This window comes from Arthrobacter sp. Soil_N43, assembly GCF_057655195.1.
In genome coordinates this window covers 1-15,816 of record NZ_JBDGML010000108.1, presented here as the reverse complement: position 1 = coordinate 15,816, position 15,816 = coordinate 1, and the positions used below count along the sequence as shown (strand labels likewise).

Annotated in this window: 16 protein-coding genes; 7 read left to right on the top strand and 9 right to left on the bottom strand. The window is 67.7% G+C overall.

All coding sequences use genetic code 11. The features are described 5' to 3' along the window. The first annotated feature begins 43 nt into the window (after window positions 1-43). The 3 genes from AC3A3W_RS15700 (at window position 44) to AC3A3W_RS15690 (ending at window position 1,967) form a co-directional block, all read left to right on the top strand. Window positions 44-547 (top strand): DUF456 domain-containing protein, encoded by a 504-nt coding sequence (locus AC3A3W_RS15700; RefSeq protein ID WP_487443953.1) that lies wholly within the window; start codon window positions 44-46, stop codon window positions 545-547. Between the two features lie 26 nt (window positions 548-573). Further along, window positions 574-1,536, top strand: a complete 963-nt coding sequence (locus AC3A3W_RS15695) for a tetratricopeptide repeat protein (protein ID WP_487443952.1) — start codon at window positions 574-576, stop codon at window positions 1,534-1,536. A gap of 71 nt (window positions 1,537-1,607) precedes the next feature. Beyond that, window positions 1,608-1,967 carry a nuclear transport factor 2 family protein gene (locus AC3A3W_RS15690; protein ID WP_487443951.1) on the top strand — a complete coding sequence of 120 codons (360 nt, stop codon included), beginning with the start codon at window positions 1,608-1,610 and terminating at the stop codon, window positions 1,965-1,967. Between the two features lie 34 nt (window positions 1,968-2,001). Here AC3A3W_RS15690 and AC3A3W_RS15685 read toward each other — a convergent pair whose 3' ends face one another. Next, on the bottom strand, window positions 2,002-2,649 hold the full coding sequence (locus AC3A3W_RS15685) for a LysE family translocator (protein ID WP_487443950.1): 648 nt from the start codon (window positions 2,647-2,649) through the stop codon (window positions 2,002-2,004). A 104-nt stretch (window positions 2,650-2,753) separates the two neighbouring features. On the opposite strand from AC3A3W_RS15685, the gene AC3A3W_RS15680 reads away from it, so the two are divergent. After that, entirely contained in the window at window positions 2,754-3,209 is a 456-nt protein-coding gene (locus AC3A3W_RS15680) for an Lrp/AsnC family transcriptional regulator (RefSeq protein WP_309993944.1), read from the top strand. A 105-nt stretch (window positions 3,210-3,314) separates the two neighbouring features. Here the strand turns inward: AC3A3W_RS15680 and AC3A3W_RS15675 are convergent, their stop codons facing one another. Continuing rightward, window positions 3,315-6,059, bottom strand: coding sequence for an FG-GAP-like repeat-containing protein (locus AC3A3W_RS15675; protein WP_487443949.1), 2,745 nt, complete (start codon window positions 6,057-6,059; stop codon window positions 3,315-3,317). Between the two features lie 185 nt (window positions 6,060-6,244). Next, the gene (locus tag AC3A3W_RS15670) at window positions 6,245-6,703 is read right to left on the bottom strand and encodes an Lrp/AsnC family transcriptional regulator (protein WP_487444022.1); all 459 of its coding nucleotides are present in this window, start codon (window positions 6,701-6,703) and stop codon (window positions 6,245-6,247) included. A 377-nt stretch (window positions 6,704-7,080) separates the two neighbouring features. Between AC3A3W_RS15670 and gluQRS the strand changes: the two genes are divergently transcribed. From gluQRS to AC3A3W_RS15655, 3 genes are read left to right on the top strand one after another with little or no spacing between them, the layout of a single operon-like run. Beyond that, entirely contained in the window at window positions 7,081-7,962 is an 882-nt protein-coding gene (gene gluQRS, locus AC3A3W_RS15665; RefSeq protein ID WP_487443948.1) for a tRNA glutamyl-Q(34) synthetase GluQRS, read from the top strand. 26 nt (window positions 7,963-7,988) lie between these two features. Then, window positions 7,989-8,666 (top strand): HD domain-containing protein, encoded by a 678-nt coding sequence (locus AC3A3W_RS15660; protein WP_487443947.1) that lies wholly within the window; start codon window positions 7,989-7,991, stop codon window positions 8,664-8,666. A 2-nt stretch (window positions 8,667-8,668) separates the two neighbouring features. Continuing rightward, on the top strand, window positions 8,669-9,685 hold the full coding sequence (locus AC3A3W_RS15655; RefSeq protein ID WP_487443946.1) for an NADP-dependent oxidoreductase: 1,017 nt from the start codon (window positions 8,669-8,671) through the stop codon (window positions 9,683-9,685). Here AC3A3W_RS15655 and AC3A3W_RS15650 read toward each other — a convergent pair. The 6 genes from AC3A3W_RS15650 to AC3A3W_RS15625 all read right to left on the bottom strand — a co-directional run bounded on the left by AC3A3W_RS15650 (window position 9,660) and on the right by AC3A3W_RS15625 (window position 15,466). Further along, window positions 9,660-10,940 (bottom strand): low temperature requirement protein A, encoded by a 1,281-nt coding sequence (locus AC3A3W_RS15650; RefSeq protein WP_487443945.1) that lies wholly within the window; start codon window positions 10,938-10,940, stop codon window positions 9,660-9,662. The two genes, AC3A3W_RS15655 and AC3A3W_RS15650, sit on opposite strands and share 26 nt — an antisense overlap. A 54-nt stretch (window positions 10,941-10,994) precedes the next feature. After that, complete coding sequence (locus tag AC3A3W_RS15645; protein ID WP_487443944.1) at window positions 10,995-11,630, bottom strand: transmembrane-type terpene cyclase; 636 nt, start codon at window positions 11,628-11,630, stop codon at window positions 10,995-10,997. A 127-nt stretch (window positions 11,631-11,757) separates the two neighbouring features. After that, complete coding sequence (locus AC3A3W_RS15640; RefSeq protein WP_487443943.1) at window positions 11,758-13,074, bottom strand: ATP-binding protein; 1,317 nt, start codon at window positions 13,072-13,074, stop codon at window positions 11,758-11,760. A gap of 120 nt (window positions 13,075-13,194) precedes the next feature. Then, entirely contained in the window at window positions 13,195-13,683 is a 489-nt protein-coding gene (locus AC3A3W_RS15635) for a universal stress protein (protein WP_487443942.1), read from the bottom strand. Window positions 13,684-13,716: 33 nt separating this feature from the next. Continuing rightward, window positions 13,717-15,081 carry an MBL fold metallo-hydrolase gene (locus AC3A3W_RS15630; RefSeq protein WP_487443941.1) on the bottom strand — a complete coding sequence of 455 codons (1,365 nt, stop codon included), beginning with the start codon at window positions 15,079-15,081 and terminating at the stop codon, window positions 13,717-13,719. Window positions 15,082-15,217: 136 nt separating this feature from the next. Beyond that, window positions 15,218-15,466, bottom strand: a complete 249-nt coding sequence (locus tag AC3A3W_RS15625) for an SCO4226 family nickel-binding protein (protein WP_205651466.1) — start codon at window positions 15,464-15,466, stop codon at window positions 15,218-15,220. Window positions 15,467-15,816: the final 350 nt, after the last annotated feature.

Below are 15,816 nucleotides of genomic sequence, written 5' to 3'. Positions count from 1 at the left end.
GCGCGTCCGAAGCCGCCCGCCGCCGGACCCTAGACTGGGGGGCATGAACGCCCAGACCGTAGTGACCATCCTGTGTGGCCTGGCCATCGTCGTGGGCGTGGCCGGCACCGTCATCCCCGTGCTGCCCGGGAGCTTCCTGATCGGCCTGAGCCTGCTGGCCTGGGCCATCTGGGGAGGCGAAGGAACGATCGGCTGGGTGGTGTTCGGCATCGGCATGATTTTCGTGCTGGCAGGCATGGCGGCGAGTGCCGTGCTGGCCGGGCGCAAGCTCAAGCAGCACAGAATTCCCAACCGGAGCGTCGCGGCCGGCATCGTGCTGGGCATCGCGGGCATGTTCCTCATCCCCGTGGTGGGCCTCTTTGTGGGCTTCGCCGCCGGGCTGCTGCTCAGCGAGCTTCACCGGACGCGCAACCTCGGAACCGCCCTGACCACCAGCTGGGCGGCCCTCAAAGCCACCGGCCTGGGTATCCTCGTGGAGTTCGGCCTGGCCTGCCTGGCCGCCAGCACGTGGGTGATCGGCGTGTGGGTGGGCGCGGCGTCCGGCTAGATTCGCGCGGCCACTAGCATGGAGGAATGAGCGCCGGGCAGATTCCAGGACCGATCTACCGCGACACCCGTGACCTCACTCCGTTTGGCGCCGGCCAGGTCCGGACGCCCGTGCGGGACATCGCCGAGGGCGTCGGCGGATTGATCCACGGGGTGCTGGGCGGCCGGGACGCCGCCCTGATCAGCGTGGATGGCAGCGTCCCCAGGCTCAAGCTCCTCCCCGGCAAAGCCTCCAAGGCGGTCTACGACGCCATCTTCAACAGCACCGACCCGAACCGGCTGATCGCCGTGGGCCGGGAATACCCCGGCTGGGCGGGCCTCTGCTACGTCATGGCCGGGCTGCTCGCGCACCAGCAGGGCGGGCACCTGCGCGCCGTCGAGCTGCTGCAGCGCGGCCTCAGCATCAGGAACGACGACGAAGCAAACCAATTCGCGGCCAGCTACCTTACGCGCGTGGTCACCCGCGTGGAGGTCGCCGAGCGCATCGAGGTTCCGGTGCTGTTCAGTGAGGAGTCCGTGTTTCTCGCGCTGTCGCAGTCCCTGCGGGAGACAGGCCAGACGGAAGCCGCGCTTGAAGCGCTGACCATGCTCCCGCCGTCGCTGCCCACGGCGCTGGCGAGGTGCGCGCTGGCCTACACCCTCGGGCGGGACCAGGAGGTGGTTGTCTGGACCGAAGGGCTGCTCAACGCCGACGACCTCTCCGCCGCCCTGCTGCTGGTCCGCGGGCGCTCCCTCCGCCGCCTCGGCGCCCATGAGCATGCGCAGCGGGCGCTGAGGGAGGTCCTGCGGCGGCGGAAAACCAGCATGGCCCTGCGCAACGACGCCATCACTGACCGCGCCCTGCTGGTGCTGGACAACGGCCGGAAATCCTTGAACCCCCGGGACTGGCGGCGCCGGCGCGCCGAACTCGAGACCTTCGAGGTCATCCGCAAGGATGTGGAGGCGCGCAGGTTGTGGGAGCAGGAGTGGAAGAAGCTGGAGGGCGACTGACGGCCGTGGTGCAGCCCGTTTTCGCCGTGCGGGCCCTTGCTGCCGGGGTACCGCAGGGGTATACCGGACAAATGACCGACGCAATCAGGCAGTGGATGGAAAAGTACATCGCGGCGTGGGAAACGAATGCCCCAGACGATATCCGGGCGCTCTTTACCGAGGACGCCGTCTACGCCACGCGGCCGTATGATCCGGACGCCTGGCGTGGCCGCGAGCAGATCGTGGACCGGTGGATTGCCTCCGCCGACGAGCCCGAGGACTGGAGGTTCGAGTGGTCCGTGCTGGGATCGGACGGCGACCTCGCGTTCGTGCAGGGGCGCACCACCTACCTGGATGACCGGCCCAGCTATGAGAACCTCTGGGTCATCCGGTTGGCGCCGGACGGGCGTGCATCTGCCTTCACCGAGTGGTTCATGGAGCGCAAGACCTGATTCCTCCCCGGGGAGCGACGGCTAGCCGTGCCGCTTAGCTGTGACCGGGGAGGAGGGGCAGCAGCTGCTCGGCGAGCAGCGCGGTGCCGAGGCACACCATGATGATGCCGCTGGCCAGCGTTACCCGGCGGGCAGCCCCCGGCCGGGACTGAAGCAGCCGCCGGGACAGCAGCGCCACGGCCGTGTACACGACGGCGGCCAGCAGCACGAAGGTCAGGCCCAGCAGCCCTGACTGCACCGGCACGGGCAGCGGCGCCTCGGCACTGACGAACTGCGGCACAAGGGCCACGAAGAACAGCAGGCCTTTGGGGTTGATGCCGCTGGTCCCCATCCCCCGGAAGAAGGCCCGGAGCTGGTTCCGGCCGGGATTCTCCGCGGCGTCCGCGGCGGTGAAGCTCGCTCCCCGCCAGGACCGCATGGTGGCGGCTCCCAGCCACAGCAGGTAAGCAGCGCCCGCGACCGTGATCCATCGGAGAAGCCCGGGCAGGGCCGCAAGCAGGGCCGCCAGCCCGGCCACCATCAGCACGGTGTGAAGCACATAGCCGCTGCACAGGCCCGCCACCGCCGGCACGAAGCTGCGGCGGCCGAGCCCCGCGGTGATGGTGTAGGCCCAGTCCACGCCGGGGGTGCAGGCCAAGGCGGCGGCGACCACCACGAAGGCTAGGAAAAGCTCGGGATTCATGGCGGGGCTCCTCATTGACGGCTATGTGAAAAGCCTAGGAAATTTGGCGCCATAAGTGTTCCCTGATTTCGCGCAGACTCCGGGCCCCGGGGTAAGATCTTTGCGTGCTAGACCACATCGATAGAAATATTTTGCGCCACCTCAAGGAGGACGGGCGGATGACCGCCACGGCACTCGCTGCAAAGGTGGGGCTCACCGTGGCGCCGTGCCACCGCCGGCTCCGTGACCTGGAGGCGTCGGGGGTGATCCGCGGATACAAGGCGGACATTGACCCGGCCGCCGTCGGGCTGGGCTTTGAGGCGATCGTCTTCGTGACACTGCGGCAGGTGGACCAGCCCACCATGGAGATCTTCGAGAACCGCGTTGCCGACAACCCCAACATCGTGGAGGCGCAGCGGCTGTTCGGCTCGCCGGACTACCTGCTCAAGGTGATAGCGGAAGACCTGCCGTCCTACCAGCGGTTCTACGACAGCGAACTGACGGTACTGCCCGGCGTCGAACGGCTCACCTCAACGCTGGTAATGAAGAACCTCAAGTCCAACGCCGGCCCGCCGGTATAGCGGCCGCCAGCCCCGCGGACGACGCCCGGATTAACAGTGACCAGGCTTAAATGAGCAGGCCGCGGAAGGGGATCTTCCGCGGCCTGCCGGCTTAGCGCGCCCGGCTTAGCGGGGGTTCAGGACGGATGCCTGGAAGCCGCCCTGCCTGTTGCCCGCGTAAAGCCACAGTTTGCCGTCCGGAGCCGTCGCGATCAGGCCGGGGCTGGCGGTTCCGGCGAACCGGCCCACGTTGGCTATCGACTTGTAGATGTTCCAGGCGCTGCCCAGCTGCTTCCTCGCAAGGAACCCTCCGCCGCCGTTTCCTGGGTAGAGCCACAGCGCGCCCTCCGTGGTACGGGCCATCAGGTCGTTCCTGCCGTCTCCGGTGAAGTCGTCAGCGCTGACAATCTGGTTGAACGCGTTCCATCCGTAGCCGAGCGGCTTGCGGGTCTGCAGGCCGCCGACGCCGTTGCCGGGGTAGAGCCAGAGCTGCCCGTCCTCTGACTGGGCGAGGAGGTCACTCTTTCCGTCGCCGGTGAAGTCCCCCGGTGACAGGAAGCGGCTGAAGCCGGTCAGGGACCTGCCCAGGAGCTTCCTGGGCAGCATGGTGCCCCTGCCGTCGGTCGGGTAGACCCACAGCACGCCAGCTGCATCCCGTGCTATCAGGTCCAGTCCGCCGGTTCCGTCAAAGTTGCCCGCGCTGAAGATCTGGTCGTAGGTCTGCCATCCGGAGTTGAGCTGCCGGGCGGCCTGGAAACCGCCGGAGCCGTTCCCGGGGTGGAGCCACAGCGTTCCCTGCGGTGTGAGAGCGAAGATGTCCGCGCGGCCGTCGCCCGTGGCGTCCCCGGCTTCCCAGACCTGGCGGAAATCGTCCCAGTCCGTGCCCGGGACCGCGACGCGGGTGGCGAAGCGGCCAGTCTCGTTTCCGGGGTACAGCGCCGCCGGACCCGTTGCGGTGGTGGCCAGCAGGTCTTTTTGCCCGTCTCCAGTGAAGTCCTGTCCGCCGATGAGGTCCTTGAACGCACCCCAGCCGCCACCCAGGTTCGTGGGTGCGAGGAATCCGCCGGCCCCGTTTCCCGAATAGTAGTAGAGCGATCCGGCCTGGCTCCGCGCGAACAGTCCGCCGCGTGAGGCGGCGCTGAAACCGCTGGCCGGAGCGACAGCGCTGAAGGCAGCCCAGCCGGAGCCCGCGTTGCTCGGAGGCAGGAGGCCGTCCTTGCCGTTGCCGGGGTACACCCAGAGTGTCCCGTCGAATTTGATGCCGGCCAGATCTGCCTTGCCGTCTCCGGTCAGATCGCCGGGAGTGACGATGCGCTGGAAAATCTGCCAGCCGCCTCCGATGCGGATGCGGGGAAGGAAGCCGCCCTTGCCGTTGCCGGGGTACAGCCAAAACTCACCCGCCGAGGTGCGGCCGAAGATGTCCGGGATCCCGTCGCCGGTGAAGTCGACGTCGCCGACCACCGTGTTGAAGATGTTCCAGCCGCCGGCGAACCGGACGGGTGCCCCGAGCTTGTTGCCGGCCTGGCCGGCGAGCAGCATGAGGGAACCGTCGGATTCGCGGGAGAGCACGTCCGCGCGCCCGTCGCCGTTGAAGTCGCCGGCCGAGAACTGGATCTTTGCCCGCAGCGCGGGATCGGCGTTGATGGTCACGGTGGCGTAGTCGGCGGTGACAGCGTTGATCGTCACCGTGGTTCCGGCATGCGTGGTGAACGTGCGTCCGGCCTGCCAGGCGTGGTTCGCGCTGTAGTAGCCGCTGAAGGGAATGGTGGACGGCATGAGCGTCAGGGAGGAGACGGGAGTCGCGCCGCCGCGCTGCACGATCTTCACGCCGCGGTTGCCGGCGAAGTCGCTGCTCAGGTAGCTGTCGTAGCCCACGGGCTGGCGCAGCTCGAGGTAGTAGGTCTCCCGGCTGACGGGGTCGGTGAACTTGAGCGCCCGGTTCGCGAGTGTGCCGCCCCAGGGCCGCAGCGTGTAGCTCTTGATGCCTGTCGCAATCCCCAGGTCGCGGACTTCATCGCCCCGGCCGAGTCCCCGGGAGTCCCAGAAGGGGGAGCTGACGACGGGCATGCTGTACCGCGAAGCACCCATCAGGTCGGTGGTGTCGCCGTATTCACGGATGTAGCAGCTGGAGTCCTTGAACTGGCCGGTGCTGGTGGTCCCTACGTCGTTGACGCCGCTGCCGCACTGCAGGGCGTCCGCGTGCATGGCCCCCAGCACGTGGCCGAACTCATGCGTGAGGACGCTTTTGGTGAAGGTGGTGTTGATCTGCGGCATCAGGACGCGGCCGCTGTTGCCGTTGCTGCTGAACCCGGCGCCCAGCGCACCGTAGGAGAGCGTCGACGTGGGGATGAACACCACGAGCGCGGTATTGGTGCTGTAGGTCCACTTCAGCTCACTGGTGATCTTGTTGATGAGGTCGTAGTAGGACATCGAGGAGGTGGCGGCAGACTGGTGCCCCGCGAGCCGGCTCGTGACGGTCATCGAGATGCGGCCGTTGGACATCGCCTTCCAGTAGTTGCTGGTGGCCACGATCGCCTGGTCCGCCGCCGTCATGGAGACCGCGTTCTTGTTGTCCGCGAGCTTGGCCGTCACCAGCTTGATCTTCATCGGCGCGGAAGCCAGGACCCCGGCCTCTGCCTGGAGGGCGGACCCGGTCGGCGGAGTGTCCATGGGGACGCCCGGCGCCGATTCGTACATGTGCTCCCCGTGCGGGGTGCCCGGCACCAGCTGCGTGGCGGGCGCATCGGCGGCGTGATCAGTCGCGTTATCTGTGGATGCCGCGAACGTGGGGCTCACCGGCAGGGATATAAGGCCGGCGGCGAAGACCAGCAGCCCGGTCGCTGCGGCTATTGAACGGGAAAATGAGCGCATGGAGTTCCTTAGTGAGACCGAACCCTGGCTGAGACCTTGGGATGGAGGGCGCATCTGCCGCCGGAAAGGATCCCGGCGGCAGATGCTGAATCAGGCTACAGTCGGCACCGCAGGACCGCCGTCAGGTTATCCGCAGTTTTAAGCAATGATTTGCGCAGGACCGGCGTGGCGGGTGAGGCGCGCCGTCAGCCGCCGAGAAGCCCCGTGGTCCGGTAGGGAATGACCTCTCTCAGGAACATGCTCGTGGACGTCCGGACGATCCCCGGGCAGAGCCGGATTTCTTCAGACACCCGGTACAGGTCGTCCGGGCTGGTGGCCACCACGCGGATCAGCAGATCGGTGTCCCCGGCCGGCGCATGGCACTCGAGCACTTCCGGGATTTTCCGGAGGGCGGCGATGGCCTCGTTGAGGTGGCTCTGGTCCAGCTCGGCGCTGACTGCCGCCGCCACTCCACGGCCCAGCGCAGCAGGAAGCACGCGGCTGCTGTTCGGACGGAGCGCGCCCGACTCCGTCATCCGTTCCAGCCGCGTCTGCACGGTCCCGCGGGCCAGGCCAAGGCGCTGGGCGAGCACCATGATGGGGAGCCGGGGATCGTCGTCGAGCGCCGCGAGGATCCTCCGGTCGGTGGCGTCCAGCTGCTGCAATCTGATCACTCCCTGCCGGTTCGGCGCATAACTATTGATCAATCTGACCAGTCTAGGATGCGCCCTTTGCGCTAACTGTAGGACTTCTGCTCAAATAGTGGCAACAACGGGCGCGGCCACCGCCAAGCCCCGCAGGCTTACAGGGCCTCCGGCACACCACCCGGTCCCTGGACGACGCTTCCCGCAAGGAAGCCGCCGCTGATTGACACTTGTTCACGCATCGTCTTTCCGCAAATTTCCGCAGATTTCCGCAAAGCAGTGCCGCACTTCCGCCAGGAACCGGCACGGCAAGAGCCCCTGAGCCACCGAGCCCCGCATACGCCGGGACCGCGCGGTAGCTGAGGGGCTCTTGTGCTGTTCGGCTTAGGCTGGACCACATGACACGTGCCGGCCGTTTCGCCCCCAGCCCGTCCGGTGAACTCCATGTGGGCAACCTGCGGACGGCGATGCTCGCGTGGCTGTTCGCACGGTCAACCGGCAGGCGGTTCCTGCTGCGCGTCGAGGACCTGGACCGGGCCCGTGCCGGGGCGGAGGCGCAGCAGCTCCGCGACCTCGCGGCCATCGGCGTTTCGTGGGACGGCGACCCCGTGCGGCAAACCGACCGCGGACCGCTGTACGCGGCAGCGATCGGCCGGCTGGCGGCCGCGGGCCTGACCTACGAGTGTTTCTGCACACGGCGGGAGATCCAGGAGGCGCCGTCCGCGCCGCATGCGCCCCAGGGCGCCTACCCGGGGACCTGCCGGAGGCTCACGACGGCGGAAGCCGCGTTCAGAAGGTCGGTGCGGCCTGCTGCCGTCCGGCTGCGCTCGTCCGTCACGGAGTGGACGGTGCAGGATGCCATGCACGGCACTTTTACCGGGGTGGTGGACGACTTTGTGCTCCGCCGCAACGACGGTGTGACCGCGTACAACCTGGCGGTGGTGGTCGATGATGCCGAACAGGGCATAGATCAGGTGGTGAGGGGCGATGACCTGCTGCCCTCGACGCCTCGGCAGGCATACCTCGCCTCGCTGCTGAATATGCCTGTTCCGGAATATGCCCATGTGCCGCTCGTGGTCAACGCCGACGGCGCACGGCTGGCCAAGCGGGACGGCGCGGTCACGCTGGGCGACCTTGCCGCCGTCGGGATCGCTGCGGACGCGGTCCGCCGCATGATCCTGGACTCGCTGGATCTGCCGTCGGATTCCCTGGAGTCCGCTCTCGGCGCGTTCGATCCCGCTGCCCTGCCGCGGGGGCCCTGGGTCTGGCCGGGCGTGTAGTTGGAGGCGGTGGGTACGCTGAGGGTATGCCAGAACAAGGAATGCCGGAAGCACGATTCACCGTAGAGACGGCCAAGGTGCTGGCCGAAGTGGCGCACAACCGCCAGAAGGACAAGCTCAAGCGCCCGTACCGCGAGCATGTGCTGGCCGTGGGGGACGCCCTGGAGGACTTCGACGACGACATCCGGATCGCCGGGTACCTCCACGACATCGCGGAGGACACCCCCATGACCAGGCAGGCGCTGCTCGACATGGGCGTCTCTGAGCGCGCCGTGGGGATCATCGAGCGCGTCACGAAGCGGCTGCACGACAACCCGGACGACTACCAGGCCGGCATCCGCTTCATTGCCCAGGACCATGACGCCACACTGGTGAAAATCGCCGACAATGCGCACAACTCCCTGCCCGAGCGGGTACAGGCCTTGGCCGAGAAATGGCCGGACAGGCCGCCGGTCACCCGGTACGCCGATGCCCGGCCCGTGCTGTACGCCGCCGTTCCCGAGGAGGAAGTCCGGAGAATCCTGGCGAGAGTGAACCCGTGGCTTCTCGAGGAACTGGACGACCGCCTGGACGAGGCGGACGACACCGACTACGAGAATCTCTCCTACGAAGCGCCGCAGGACGAGCCTGTCGAGACCGCTCCGCTGGTCGAGCCCGTCGAGAACGCCGAGCCGGGCGAGCCGGGCGGCGCACCCAAGGACTAGTCATGCTCGCCTACGTCCTCACCCGGTATGGCGGCGCAGGGGCCATGGAGTTCCGGGACGTCCCCGAACCGCGTCCCGGACCCGGTGAGGTGCGGATCCGGGTGGCTGCAGCGGGGCTCAACCCGGTCGACTACAAGATGCGCCAGGGAAAGCTGCGGGTCATCAGCGGCCACCGGCTTCCCATCATCGCCGGCTGCGAGGTGGCCGGAACGGTGGACGCCGTGGGCGCCGGAACGAGCGGATTCAAAACAGGGGACCGCGTATATGCGCGCGTGGACAAGGCCACCCTCGGCGCTTTTGCTGAGCTTGTGTGCGTGCAGCAGGGGCACGTCGCCGCCATGCCGGTCTCGCTGGGGTTCGCCGAAGCGGCGGGACTGCCGCTGGCAGGCTTGACGGCGCTGCAGGCCCTGCGCGACGAACTCTCCGTCCGGAAGGGCACCAGGCTCCTTATCTCCGGTGGCGCGGGTGGAGTGGGAACGCTGGCGATCCAGCTGGCTAAGCACTTTGGTGCCGAGGTGACCACCACGGCGTCTCCGCGCGGCGACGAACTGGTGCGGAGACTGGGCGCGGACCGGGTGATCGACTACACCCGGGAGCGGATTGGCGACGAACCTCGGATCTATGACGCCGTGCTGGACCTGGTGGGCGGCCAAACGCTGAAGCAGTCTTTCCGGATCCTCAAGCCCGGAGGCATGGCGGTGTCGATCGCCGGAGTCCCCGAGCCGCTGACTGCGCGGAAGGACCTGGCCGCCCCCGGCTGGGTCGCGGCGCTCTTCTGGGCCATCAGCCTTCCGGTCCGGCTGCGGGCAAGGCGGGCGGGCGCACGCTACCGCTACCTTTTCATGCATCCCAGCGCTGACGACCTGCGCTTTCTCGCCACGCTGGTGGATGAGGGGGCGCTTCAGCCTGTCGTGGACAGCGAGTATCCGTTCGGCAGCATCGCCGAGGCCTTCGCCGCCCTGGAGCAGGGGCATGCCAAGGGCAAAATCGTGGTTACTCTGCCGGCCGCGCCCCGGTAGCCCCTGTGGCCCCGGTAGCCCCGCGTTCCAGTTGCTCCAGCGCTGCGCTCATTTTCGCTGTGCCGCGCTTCTCGTCAATCACAATCGACACCCCCAGGGCCAGCACAATCACAAGCAAGCAGACGGGCACCGAGACCCCGGCGGCAGCAAGTCCAACGCTGGCCACCAGCGCGACCACGACGCCGACAGCCACGGCAATGACGGTGCGGTCCACGCAGATCATGACGCTGAACAGCCACGTCAGGGAGAGTTTGAACAGCGCCACGGGTACCGCAATGCTGGCCACGGCCACAGCGGCACTGATGTGGGCCTGATGGTCGATGTAGTAGGCAGCCACGTGCAGTCCGGCGCCAGTTGCGGCGATCGCAGCGAAGACGGGCATGTGCCCGTAACCAAAGAAGAATGAGCGGTGCCGCTGGAGGTGCAGGGCGGGGCCGGCGGGCAGTATGAAGTAGATCCACCACATGGCGAACGCGAGGGCCGTTCCGCCGAAGCCAACGAGTGCAGCGTCCAGGGTCCAACCGTGGTTGGCCACGATGGCCCGGAGGGTCTCGATGGCCCCGATCAGGCATTCACCCAGGGCAATGATGGCGAGCAGCCCGTAGCGCTCGGCGATATGGTGCGCGTGCCACGGGGTCCGCATGGAGCGCTCGGCGACGTATGGCGTGGCCATTTCCAAGATGAACAGGGGCGCAGTCATGAGGAAAGTGGTCAGGATGTCCGCCTCAATGATGAGCACCGCGATCCAGCCGAGCTGCACCACGCCAAGGTACGTAGCGTAGCGCTGGCAGGTCTGCCGGCGCGCGGGATCCTGCCGTGCCGCGCGCAGCCACTGGAACACCAGGGCCAGGCGCATGATCACGTAGCCGCCCACCATGACGGCGTTGTCTACATGGTCACCGTCCACCAGCGAGTGGAACATCGGCTCAAGTCCCATGGCCAGGATCAGCACGCCGAGAAGCTGGACCATAGTAACCACGCGGAACACCCAGTCGTCGGTGTCGTAGGCGCTGGCGAACCAGGTGAAATTGATCCAGGCCCAGATCACGGCGAACATCGCGAAGGAGAAGCCCAGCAGCCCGGCACCGAAGTGGGCTTCGGAAATCTCGTGGGCAAACTGGCTTCCGGCCACTCCGAAGGCAATGACAAACGTCAGGTCGAAGAATAGCTCCAGCGGCGTGGCTGCCCGGTGTTGCTCATGTGGGTCGCGGCCGCCCATGCGAGCCATGGCATGCCGGAGGGGATTGTTGGACATGGCTCAAAGAGTACCGCCGGGGGCAGGGCGCGCTCCACTGCCGCCCGGAGCCGCTCAGGAGGGGACAGGACCAGCAACGGCCGAGGCAGCCCGTGCCCGCCACAGCAGGCCGATGTAGGCCAAGTCGAAGATGCTGCAGAGCGCACCCACCCCAAGGACCAAGGGGGAGTTCCCGTACCAGCCGAAGACGACGGTGGGCGCCAGCGTGCCGATCCACTTCGCCACGGCGATGACAAGGGACTGCCCCCTGGCACCGCCGCGGGCCACGAACATCGCGATGAACAGGCCGGACATCAGCAGGTTCTGCAGGAACGCCGCATAGCGGGCGGCGTCGTCCCAGCCGAACTCCACCACGAACAGCAGCTGCACCGCGAAGGCCGCAATGCCCAGCAGGACGCCCCAGCCCACGAAGAGCTTCCGCGTGACCCACGCCGGGAGTTCGGACCTGCCGAACCTGAAAAAGGTATACAGGACCAGGACGTCAGCCAGGGCCCACACGATGTTGAAGACGCCCTGCGCAGAAAGCCCGGTAACGGCGGACCGTGAGGCGTAGATGACCTCCCAGGCGAAGTTCAGTGCCAGCGCCGCCGCCGGAATGGCATAACTCCGGTCCCTGAATCCGATCCGTATGGCCTCGATGTACACCAAGGACCAGGCCAGTCCGCTCACAATCGTCAGGAACAGGATCACGGCTCTCCTCCTTCCCCAATTCGCCGCCGAGCTCGCCGGAATGGAGCGGGATCGCCGGAAACTTACGGCGACCCCGCAGGTTTCCGGCGACTCCGGCCCGTGAACGCGCCGAACCGGCCCGCGAAACCTACACGCGGCCCAGGGCGTCGATGTCCTCAAGGAACTGCTCGTGGGCCTCCTTGCTCACCGTCGTCCGGGTTTCGGCGATGGCGTCGAGGTAGTCCTCCGTGGCGGGGCCCTTCCGGACTGCCTCGCGGACGGAAACGGAGCCCCCGGAGGCCAGCCCGCCGTCGTCGTACACTGCCTTTTCCAGGGCCCGCTGGGAGGCGCTGCGCGCCGCGAACTCGATATCGGCGGGGGAGAAGCCCTCGGTGCGGTCCACGAGCAGCTCGACGTCGACGTCGTCCACCACGGCGGCGGGGATGAAGCGCTGCCACATGGCTTCGCGGGCCTGGCGGTCGGGCAGGCCGATGGGAATGACGTAGTCGAACCGGCCGTGGCGCAGGAACGCCGAGTCCAGGGCGCGGATGAAGTTGGTGGCACAGACCAGCAGGCGGCCCGGCTGCTCGCGGAAGGCCGGAATGATCTTGAGGAGTTCGTTGGTGACGCCCTGCAGCGGCGACGGCGGCTCGCCCGAGCGCTGTGACGCGATCTCCTCCACCTCGTCGATGAACACCACGGCGTGCTCCAGCTCGGCGATCTCCAGGAACGTCTCGCGCAGCGCACCGGCCAGGCCTTTGGGGTCCGAGGCCAGCCGGGACGGGAACACCACCACGAACGGCCACTCCAGGCGGGAGGCAATCGCCTTGGCGAAGGTGGTCTTGCCCGTTCCCGGGGGACCGAACAGCACGACGGCGCGAGGCGGCACCACACCGTATTCATCGGCGAGGTCGGCCTCGGCCAGGGGGAGGACCAGCCGGCGCTCCAGCAGCTCCTTCTCGCGGCGCATGCCGGCCACGTTCTCCCACAGGTCGCGGGCGAGGACGCGGCCGCCCAGCAGGCTCAGCGGCTCAAGCTCCTGGCGCTGGACGGGAATGGTTCGCTCGAAGTAGCGCAGGTTCTTCTTCAGCAGGAAGCCGCGGCTCAGAAAGGCCTCCACCCGGGTTTCGGCCTCCGGCATGAGCGCTGAAAGCTTGTTCAGGCCGTGCGGCGCCATGCGGTTTTCGACGGCGGCCAGCAGCGACGTGCCGATCCCGCGGCCCCGGTACTCGGGCAGGGTGGCCAGGAAAACGATCCAGCCCTGGTCATGGGCGGCCCGGCCGACGGCGGCCCCCACCACCTGATCGCCCTGCACGGCCACGACTGCATGGTCCTTTTCGCACGACGCCAGCACTTCGGAGAGCGCGTAAACGGGCTCAACATTAGTGGCCTTGAGGGACTCCCACAGATGCAGGATGCCGTCCATGTCAGCCGAGTGAAAGTCCCTGATCCGCCAGTTGGTCATGAAGTTGCTCCTGTGTGGGTTCGTCGTTGAGCCTGGGCTCAGGTGCTCTGCTGAGCATAGGTGATCGCGCCCGCGCACGGGGTTGCAGGTGCGTTGCGTTACGCAGGACAGGCCCCGGAACTACGGCTGGGACGGGTCCTGGCCCTTGGCGCCCTTCCAGAGATGATGCGTGCGGTGGCTGCCGTCCGTGTGGACCACCAGGACCGGGCAGTCAGCGTGCGAGACGCAGGCCGAGCTCACGGATCCCAGGTGCATGCCGAGGAACCCGCCATGGCCGCGGCGCCCCACCACCAGCATCGCCGCACCGGCTCCGGCGTCCACGAGCTTGGCAGGCGCCGGTCCGCGGACCAGCTCCTGGCTCATGCCCTCCGGCGCATCCGGACCAAAGGCTTTGGCGATGGCCTCGGCCAGGGTCTTGGCAGCCGACTCCTCGAACGCCGCAAAGTCCGGGGGAACGTAGCCGGCATACATCTGCGGGAAGTCCCAGCAGGCGACGGCGTGGATCCGGGCGTCCAGGGCGGGCGCCAGCCGGGCCGCGAGCCGCAGCGCCTGGACCGATGATTCCGAGCCGTCGACGCCGACGACTACCTTGCCTGCCGTGTCCATCATGTTCTCCTTCGAAATGCCGGTACTCCTGCGCCGCTAGCTTGACGGCCCTTCCAGCAGCACCCCTGCGGGTGCGGCCTCGCGGAACCGGGCATCGATCTGCATCACGTCCCGGCCGGCGCGCTGCAGGAGGCTGGCGGCCACGCCCGCACGGTATCCGGAGGCGCAGTGCACCCAGATCCGGCCCTCCGGAAGCTCCCCGAGCCGGGCCAGCAGTTCGTGCAGCGGCACGTTCACGGCACCTGCCACGTGGGATTCGGCGAATTCATCCGCCCGCCGCACGTCGAGCACCGCGTCCTCGGGCGGCTTCTCATGCACGACGGCGGCCCAGCCGGTCCGCGGGTAGGAGGCCACCGGGGCGTTCGGCGCCAGGGCTGCGGGATCTGTTCCGACGGCGGCGTCCGGCCGGTCGATGCCGATCCGGGAGAGGTCGCGGACGGCGTTTTGCAGGTCATCCCGGCTGCCCACCAGCGTCAGCTTTTCGCCCCAGGGAATGACCCAGCCCAGGTAGGAGCTGAACCTGGATCCTGAGCCGTATTCGAAGCTCACGGCGCCTTTCAGGTGATTGCTGGCGAAGGCCACGCGGCGGCGCAGATCCACCACCCATTCGCCGTTGGCCAGCCGGGCGGCCAGCTCGTCGGCGCCGGGCGGGTCCGGCAAGCCCAGGTCGGCTGGCTGCGGGCCGGTGAGGTTAATGGGGGCCATGTGCGCGTAGTACGAGGGGTAGGCCGCAAGGTTGTCCAGGAGTTCGGCGATGAAGTGCTCGGGATCAGGATCGGTGAGTGCGTGGTTCGTGGCGAGCTGCTCGCCGATGGTCGATGCCTTGGCGGAGCTGGACGGCCCCACCGAGCAAAACGATCCGAAGCCGTGTGTGGGGTACAGGGCCGCCGCGGGTCCCGCCTCATCAACCAGCCGGCGGACGGAGGCGTACTGGTCCCTCGTCAGGCCATCGGTATCTGCGGGGCCGAGCAGATCGGTCCGCCCCACGGAGCCGTACAGCAGGCTGCCGCCCGAGAACACGGCCTGCTGCCCGTCGTCGGATGTGACGATGTAGGACAGGTGGGTGTGCGTGTGCCCGGGGGTGGCCACGGCCCGCAGGGTGAGGCGGCCGATCGGCAGGGTCTGGCCGTCCGAGATCGGTTGCCGCTCGAAGCCGACGGCGTCGGCTGCGTTGACCAGGTATGTGGCACCGTGGGCGCGGGCAAGGATCAGGCCGCCGGTGAGGTAGTCGTTGTGGATGTGGGTTTCGGCGACGTGTGTGATGCGCACCCCGGCGGCGCGGGCGGCTTCCTCGACGCGGTCCGTGTCGCGCTGGGCATCGATCACCAGGGCCACGTGGCCGTCGTGGACCAGGTAGCTGCGGTCCCCGAGCTGCGGGGTCTCGATGACAATGACGTCCATAAGCCGGTCCTTCGTGCGAACCCCTTGGAGTTCTGCTCCACTTTCCCGGCATGCGCGGACGCACCGGCCCGGTACGGCGGGGCCGGTGCCTCTCGGGGCCGCCCAAAGTGGTGCAGAAATGCCCGTCCCGGCGGTTTCAGACCTTCAGGGGAACGGGATGGACCTCGTCTGCGGGATGGCCTGTACGTTCGTGGATGCGCCTCACCGCGTCCGCCGAAGGAGCCTCCGACAGGCAGTAGACCACTCCAGCGTCAGGATCGGCCCACGCACTCTTAAAATTGACGTTTTCCTCATTCTGAATGGCAAGGTCGGCCTCGTGGGCAGCCTTAAGGTCCTCCCTGGTCAGACCCTTCATGTTGTGGTGGACATCCATGAATTCCGGCATGATGACGCTCCCTACATTGATTCGACGATGAATACCCGGGATGGAGCTGACGGTAGACCCGTGCCCTGCGCCCGTCAAGAGGATTAATGGCAGAACGACGGCGGCACGTGCGGTTCCGTGAAAACAGAACCGCACGCGCCGCCGTCGTGGTCAACGAGCTGGGTGGTGGGGGTTAGATGCGGTCGGCGGCGCCGGGGCCGGGGCGGTTGGCGATGACGGGGGACATGCCGGTGAAGCCGTCGCGGGTTTCGGCGATCTCGTGGATCTGCTTCCGGCAGGCGTACCAGCCGCCCACCATCAAGCCACAGGCGACGAGGGTCACGAGCAGGGTGAGGGGGGATTCGATGAAG